Origin of the sequence: Nocardia sp. NPDC057272 (genome assembly GCF_042668615.1) — a bacterium.
Classification (GTDB): Bacteria; Actinomycetota; Actinomycetes; order Mycobacteriales; family Mycobacteriaceae; genus Nocardia.
The window spans coordinates 154,788-161,464 of record NZ_JBHUYK010000016.1 but is presented as its reverse complement, the minus strand read 5'-3'; the positions used below and the strand labels follow the sequence as shown (position 1 = coordinate 161,464).

5 protein-coding genes are annotated in these 6,677 nt (G+C 65.2%); 3 read left to right on the top strand and 2 right to left on the bottom strand.

Translation table 11 applies throughout. The features are described 5' to 3' along the window. Positions 1-134: 134 nt before the first annotated feature. Positions 135-1,280: an acyl-CoA dehydrogenase family protein gene (locus ACFULV_RS21865; RefSeq protein WP_378630905.1), complete on the bottom strand. Its 1,146-nt coding sequence runs from the start codon at positions 1,278-1,280 to the stop codon at positions 135-137. A 532-nt stretch (positions 1,281-1,812) separates the two neighbouring features. On the opposite strand from ACFULV_RS21865, the gene ACFULV_RS21860 reads away from it, so the two are divergent. The 3 genes from ACFULV_RS21860 to fadD5 are packed head-to-tail and all read left to right on the top strand — an operon-like array spanning position 1,813 to position 5,208. After that, positions 1,813-2,799 carry an NAD(P)H-dependent flavin oxidoreductase gene (locus tag ACFULV_RS21860; RefSeq protein ID WP_378630903.1) on the top strand — a complete coding sequence of 329 codons (987 nt, stop codon included), beginning with the start codon at positions 1,813-1,815 and terminating at the stop codon, positions 2,797-2,799. After that, the gene (locus tag ACFULV_RS21855; protein WP_378630902.1) at positions 2,796-3,602 is read left to right on the top strand and encodes an enoyl-CoA hydratase-related protein; all 807 of its coding nucleotides are present in this window, start codon (positions 2,796-2,798) and stop codon (positions 3,600-3,602) included. The genes ACFULV_RS21860 and ACFULV_RS21855 overlap by 4 nt, the downstream gene beginning before the upstream one ends. Positions 3,603-3,630: 28 nt before the next feature. After that, complete coding sequence (fadD5, locus tag ACFULV_RS21850; RefSeq protein ID WP_378659390.1) at positions 3,631-5,208, top strand: fatty-acid--CoA ligase FadD5; 1,578 nt, start codon at positions 3,631-3,633, stop codon at positions 5,206-5,208. Between the two features lie 208 nt (positions 5,209-5,416). Here fadD5 and ACFULV_RS21845 read toward each other — a convergent pair whose 3' ends face one another. Then, positions 5,417-6,622, bottom strand: a complete 1,206-nt coding sequence (locus ACFULV_RS21845; protein ID WP_378659387.1) for a PucR family transcriptional regulator — start codon at positions 6,620-6,622, stop codon at positions 5,417-5,419. Between the last annotated feature and the right edge of the window lie 55 nt (positions 6,623-6,677).

The following is a 6,677-nucleotide window of genomic DNA, read 5'->3' as shown; positions in this document are numbered from 1 at the left end:
ATTCTGTCGTCAGGCTTTGTTTTACCTTTTACTGTATACAATTCGGATCGGTACGCCCGTGCCGGGGTTGTAAGCGAGCTACTCGACTGGGGGCGTCCGACCGTGACCGGTCGGACGCCCCTTTCCCCTCCGTGTCAGAGACCGAACGTCTTACCGATGATGTCGCGCTGGATCTCGCTCGTCCCGCCGAAGATCGTGGAGACCAGGGCGCCACGGACGTGCTTTTCCATGTCGAACTCCCGGGCGTAGCCGTAGCCGCCCATCATCTGCATCCCGGCCAGTGCGACCTGCTTGGACGTCTCGGTGGCCTTGAGCTTGGCCATCGATGCTTCGCGCGCGAAGGTCTTGGTCGGGTTGGCGTCGACCGCGGCGGCCACGCTGTAAACCAGCAGTTTGGTGCATTCGATCTCGGTCGCGAGGTCGGCCATGCGGTGCCGTAGCGCCTGGAAGGAACCGATCGGCCTGCCGAACTGCTTGCGCTCACTGATGAACTGCAGCGTGTCCTCGAAGGCACGCTCGGCAGCGCCGAGGCTCATCGCGGCCAGAATGAGCCGTTCGAAGTTCAGCCCGGTCATCAGCTGACGCCAGCCGTTGCCCACCTCGCCGACCACCGCGTCCTCGGGGAGCAGGCAGTCGGTGAAGTACAGGTCGTTGGTCTCCTTCTGGTTGCCCATCAGCTCGATCGGGCTGATCTTGAGCCCCGGCGTGTTGGCGGGCACATGGAACATGGTGAGTCCCTCGTGCTTGCCGCCACTGCGATCGGTGCGCACGACCAGCAGGATGTTCTCCGAGATGTGCGCGTTGGAGCACCAGGTCTTCTGACCGTTGATCAGCCAGCCGTCGTTGGTCTTCTCCGCCTTGGCGGTGATGTTGCCGACGTCGGAGCCCGCTTCCGGTTCCGACATCGAAATCGACTGCGACGCACCACGAACGATGCCGCGCAAGACCACGTCCTTTTGCGCCGCGGTACCGAACTTGGCGTAGGCACCACCGGTGATGAGGGTCGGCCCGATCGCACCGATCGGCAACATACCGCGCAGGCTCTCCTCGAGCAGGATGCACATGTCGACCATCGTGGCGTCGGAGCCGCCGTACTCCTCGGGCACGGTCAGGCCGAGCCAGCCCAGCTCGGCCATCTTGCCGTAGACACCCGCGTTGTGTTGCTCGGCATCATGGTGGGTGAGCGCGTCACGCTTCTCCCGGGTGCCCGCCTCACGCTTGGCGAACGCGGCGACCGCTGCCGCGAAATCCTGCTGTTCCGGGCTGAATTCGACGCCCATAGTAATGGTTCTCCCTTGCTTCGTGGTGTGGATTGAAGATCAGCTGCCGGTAACGCATCGTGGTGACGCGACGGAGCCATGTTGACGATCAGATGTTTCGCCCATCGCCGCAGTGCGGCCTTGCCCGTCCTTGGCACCCAGTGCCGCCCAGCCGCTCGCGGCTGCACGAGCTCGCGCGACGGCTCGGGCACGGCGGCCTCGTCTTCGATCGGCCCGCGGCCGAGAACCGCACCGGCCACAGGAGGGCGAGTCTCCGAGAAACTGCTTGTCAACAGCCCCTGCGACAAGGGATTCAGTCATCGACGACTTCTTTCGAAAGGAATCGGATCAACCCGTCCAGCGCACCCGATCACCGGATCGACCAGGGTGGGCCCAGCGGTTTTCGCGCTTGGCCCGATTTCGTTGACAGGAACGCTCCAGCTCGGTTAAGTTAACACCCATTCTCAATAAGTTAATCACGATTCTAGCCGGATGCAAAGAGCCCACGGGGTTCCTGCCACCGGCGCAGAACTCCCGAGCGGAGAGAGGCTCCATGCTGCGCACCCGATTCACCGAGGCATTCGGTGTCGAGCACCCCATCGTGCAGGGCGGGATGATGTGGGTCGGCCGCGCCGAACTCGCGGCCGCGGTCTCGGAAGCCGGCGGTCTCGGCATCATCACCGGACTGACCCAGCCCACCCCGCAGGCACTGCGCGAGGAAATCGCTCGGACCAGGGACCTCACCGACAAACCGTTCGGCGTGAATCTGACGATCCTGCCTTCGATCACACCGCCGCCCTACGCGGAGTACCGCCAGGCGATCATCGATGGCGGCGTTCCGATCGTCGAGATCGCCGGCGGCAACCCGGCGACCCACCTGCCCTACCTCAAAGACGCGGGCATCAAGGTGCTGCACAAGTGCACCAGCGTCAAGCACGCGCTCAAGGCCCAGCAGGTCGGCGTCGACGCGGTGAGTATCGACGGCTTCGAATGCGCCGGTCATCCCGGCGAGAACGACACACCGGGCTTGGTCCTGATTCCCGCCGCCGCGCGTGAGATCGAGATCCCGATGATCGCTTCCGGCGGCATCGCCGATGCTCGCGGATTGGTCGCCGCGATGGCACTCGGTGCGGACGGCGTCAATATGGGCACCAGGTTCCTGTGCACGGTCGAGTCGCCCATCGCGCACGTGGTCAAGGAACAGATCGTCGCCAACACCGAGCTCGACACCAAGCTGATCTTCCGGACCTTGAACAACACTGCCCGAGTCGCCGATAACGCCGTCAGCCGCCAGGTCGTCGAGATCGAGCGCGGTGGCGGCACGTTCGACGATGTACGCGAGCTCGTCGCGGGCGCTCGTGGCCGCAAGGTCTACGAGGACGGCGACCTCGACGCCGGCATCTGGAGTGTCGGCCAGTGTCAGGGCTTGATCCACGACATTCCCACCTGCGCGGAGCTGGTGGCGCGGATCGTGCGCGAGGCCGAGACCCTCATCGCAGGACGCCTGGCCAAGTCCATCGTCGAAACGGTGGCCCGATGAGCGAGAGCATTCTGGTCACAGAAGTTGGCGGCGTCCTGCGCCTGACGATCGACCGCCAAGCACGGCTGAACGCGATCGATCTCGAGGCGATGACCGAGCTGGGCGATCTCATCAGCTCGGCCGCAACTCGGCCGTCCGTTCGGGTGATCGTGCTGACCGGCGCGGGTAAAGCGTTCTGCACCGGCGCCGACCTGGCCGCCGCGGCCGCCGCGGGCGGCAACGAGGCCTCACCGCAGGTCGTGATGGACACCGCCAACGCGCTGATCCGCGCGATCATCGCCTCGCCGCTGCCCGTGATCGCGCGGGTCAACGGGCCCGCCGCCGGTGTCGGCGCGTCGATCGCGCTGGCCGCTGATCTCGTCTACGCAGCCGACAGCGCCTACCTGCTGCTGCCGTTCACCTCCATCGGCCTGATGCCCGACGGCGGAGCAACCGCGGTCGTCGCCGCCGCCATGGGTCGTGCCAGGGCCGCGGAAATGGCGCTGCTCGGCGCCCGATTGCCCGCCGCCGACGCCGCCGCGGCGGGTTTGATCACCCGGTGCGTACCCGCCGCCGAACTCGACGATCAGATCGAGGCGGTTGCCGCCCAACTGGTCGCGGGTCCTCGCCGCGCGCTGCAACTGACGAAAGCTGCCATCAACGCGGCGACGCTGACCGAACTCGACGCCGCGCTCGCGCGGGAGAAGGACGGACAGATCGAGCTGCTGACCTCCGCGGACTTCCTCGAAGGAATGACCGCGATGCTGACCCGTCGCGCGCCGAACTTCACCGGCGCCGTGCATCCGATCGCCGAACCGGCCTAACCCTTTCCGCGCCTTCGAGGAGACGACGATGTCCACAGAACCCCTGCGCTCGCGCCGCAATCACTGGATGAACCAGATCGCGATCCATGCCACCACCATCCCGGATGCTCCCGCCGTGCGGTACCTGGGCAAGACCACCAGCTGGGGTGAACTGCACTGGCGAGTGGGACGGTTGTCCGACGCGCTCGATCGGCGCGGCGTCGAGCCCGGCGACCGCGTGATGATCCTGATGCTCAACAACACCGAGTACCTCGAATCGGTATTCGCGATCAACACTCTGGGCGCCATCGCGGTGCCGGTGAACTTCCGGCTCACTCCGCCCGAGATCGCCTTCCTGGTCGCCGACAGCGGCGCCTCGGTGATCATCACCGACGCGGTGCTCGCTCCTCTGGCCGCAGCGGTGAGCGCCCAGTCACCGGATCTGAGTACGCACATCGTGGTCGGCGCATCGACCGGCGACGGTGTTCTCGGCTACGAGGACCTCATCGCCGAGACCGGCGAACCGCACGAGCCGCGCGATGTCGCCGAGGACACCGCGGCCCTGATCATGTACACCTCCGGCACCACCGGAAACCCCAAGGGCGCGGTCCTGACCCACCTGAACATGAGTTCGCAGGCGCTCACCTGCATCCGTGCCATGCGCTACAGCGCCGACGACATCGCCTTCTGCGCGTCGCCACTGTTCCACATCGCCGGATTGGGCAGTGTCGCATCGTGTTTCGTACTCGGCGCGTTGACGGTGATCCATCCGCTCAAGGCGTTCGACGCGGGCGAGGTGCTCGATGCCTGGGAGAGCGAGCGCGCGACCTCGGTGTTCCTGGTGCCGGCCCAGTGGCAGGTGGTGTGCGCCGATCCGACTGTCGCACAGCGCGATCTGCGGCTGCGGGTGATCAGCTGGGGTGCGGCCCCGGCCTCGGACACCGTGCTGCGTGCCATGGCGGAGACCTTCCCGAACGCGCTCAACGTGGCGGTCTTCGGGCAGACCGAGATGTCGCCGATCACCTGTGTCCTCGACGGCGAGGACGCGATCCGCAAGCTCGGCTCTGTCGGCAAGCCGATCCCCACCATCGCCACCCGAGTCGTCGACGACGAGATGAACGATGTCGCCCAGGGCGAGATCGGCGAAATCGTCTATCGCGGACCGACTTTGATGCGCGAGTACTGGAACAACCCGCGCGCGACCGCCGACGCGTTCGCGGGCGGCTGGTTCCACTCCGGTGACCTCGTGCGCCTCGACGAGGAAGGCTTCGTCTATGTCGTCGACCGCAAGAAGGACATGATCATCTCCGGCGGCGAGAACATCTACTGCGCCGAGGTGGAGAACGTGCTGTTCGCGCACCCACGGATCAGAGAGGCAGCGGTGATCGGCCGCGTCGACGACAAATGGGGCGAGGTCCCGGTCGCGATCGTGGCGGTGGAGGACGGCGGCGAGATCAGCCTCGCCGACCTCGAACCGCACCTGAACACCCATCTCGCCCGCTACAAGCACCCGAAGGACCTCGTGGTGGTCGACGCCCTGCCGCGCAATGCGGGCGGCAAGGTCGTCAAGCACGAGCTCCGCAAACTGCACGGCTCGACGGGCCTGACACCCGTGGTCTCCAGCTGAGATAGATCCCGACTCCGTTGCGGGTTCCGGCGGTGGTCTCCTCGGCAGCCGAGCCGAGGTGACCACCGCCGTTTCGTCAATTGGTGCCGGATTCGTTCTCGGGAACCACGTACACACGCTCGGCCGCTGTTCCGGGATCCGCCCCATTGCGGGCGATACCGTGCCGATCCTCCGAAATCATCCGCCGCACGATGACATCGCGGCCGACCTACTTCTCTTGACAGCTCGCTTTACGCACGATCAGCGCCGACTGCAGATACCAGAGTCCATCGGCCGACGAAGGATCGAAGCCCGTCAGTTTGCGGATACTTTTCAGCCGGTAATCGATGGTGTTCATATGAACGCTGAGCTGCCGCGCGGTTCGGCGACGGTTCAGATTGTTATCGAGGTGCGTGCACAAGGTTTCCATCAGAATCGGATTGTCGTCGAGTGGGCTCAGTATCGCTTCGATATGCCGGCGCACAGCAGATGGCCTGGTCAACTGATATTCGACTGCCAGATCAGCGAAACGGAACAGACCGGGCGGGCGCTGAATTCTTTGCACGAGATCCAAGAGGTCGCACAGCTGATCAACAGTTTCCGGAATCTTCGCCGGCGACGCCTCCGCGCAGGTCGCGGTCATGTCGACTCCGGCCGCCGCGGACAGCACGGTCAACAACGTGTCGAGGTCCCTTGTTTCAGCCGACGGAACGAGGATGACGCCACCGCGCACATCGAGCCGCGACAACGCGCGCACCGACCCGTGGCGATCCAGGGCCGCCCGGATATTTCGAAGCATTCGCCGGACGTCCATCTGCGTGACAAATGTGTCGGACGTTCCGTTACCACCGGACGGAAAATGCACCGCCAACACGGAATAGCTCTCGGCGACCTCGAAACCGCTGCAACGCGTCACCGTCGACGTATCCTGCCCGGCGAGCAACGCGACCGCCAAGGAGTTCCTGACCCGTTGATCCTCGACGACCTCGGCCGCGAGATGGTCGGTGTACGCGAGTGATATCGCCGCCGTCACGCTGTCGAGCATTTCGGTCGCCAGTTGGCGTACGACCGAGAGCTTCTGTTCTTCGGAGCCGACCACACTCGAGGCGATCAGCTCCAAACTCGTTGTGAAACCCGGACCGATCGCCTGATCGATCACTTCGCTGGGAACCTCGGCACGAGCTCGCGGCGACCCGGAGGTGCGGTGTCGAACAGTGTCGCCGCGTCCGCGGGGCGGAACGGTCGCCAGGGCAGTGCCCGGTAGAACATCAGCAGCGGCCAGGGCACCACCGGTGACGTCACCGGCGCGCGTAGCCATGCTCTCGAGCATTCGGGAGACCAACTCGTCGGCGAGCGCCCGGACTCTGATGGAGGACTCCGCCGTGGCCACACGGGGCCGCTCAGAATCGATTCTGGGTGAATAGTCGGTAGTCATCTTCGACTTCCTCACTGCGTTCAACGTCGCCTCACGGCAGCGATGGCTGGCAAGC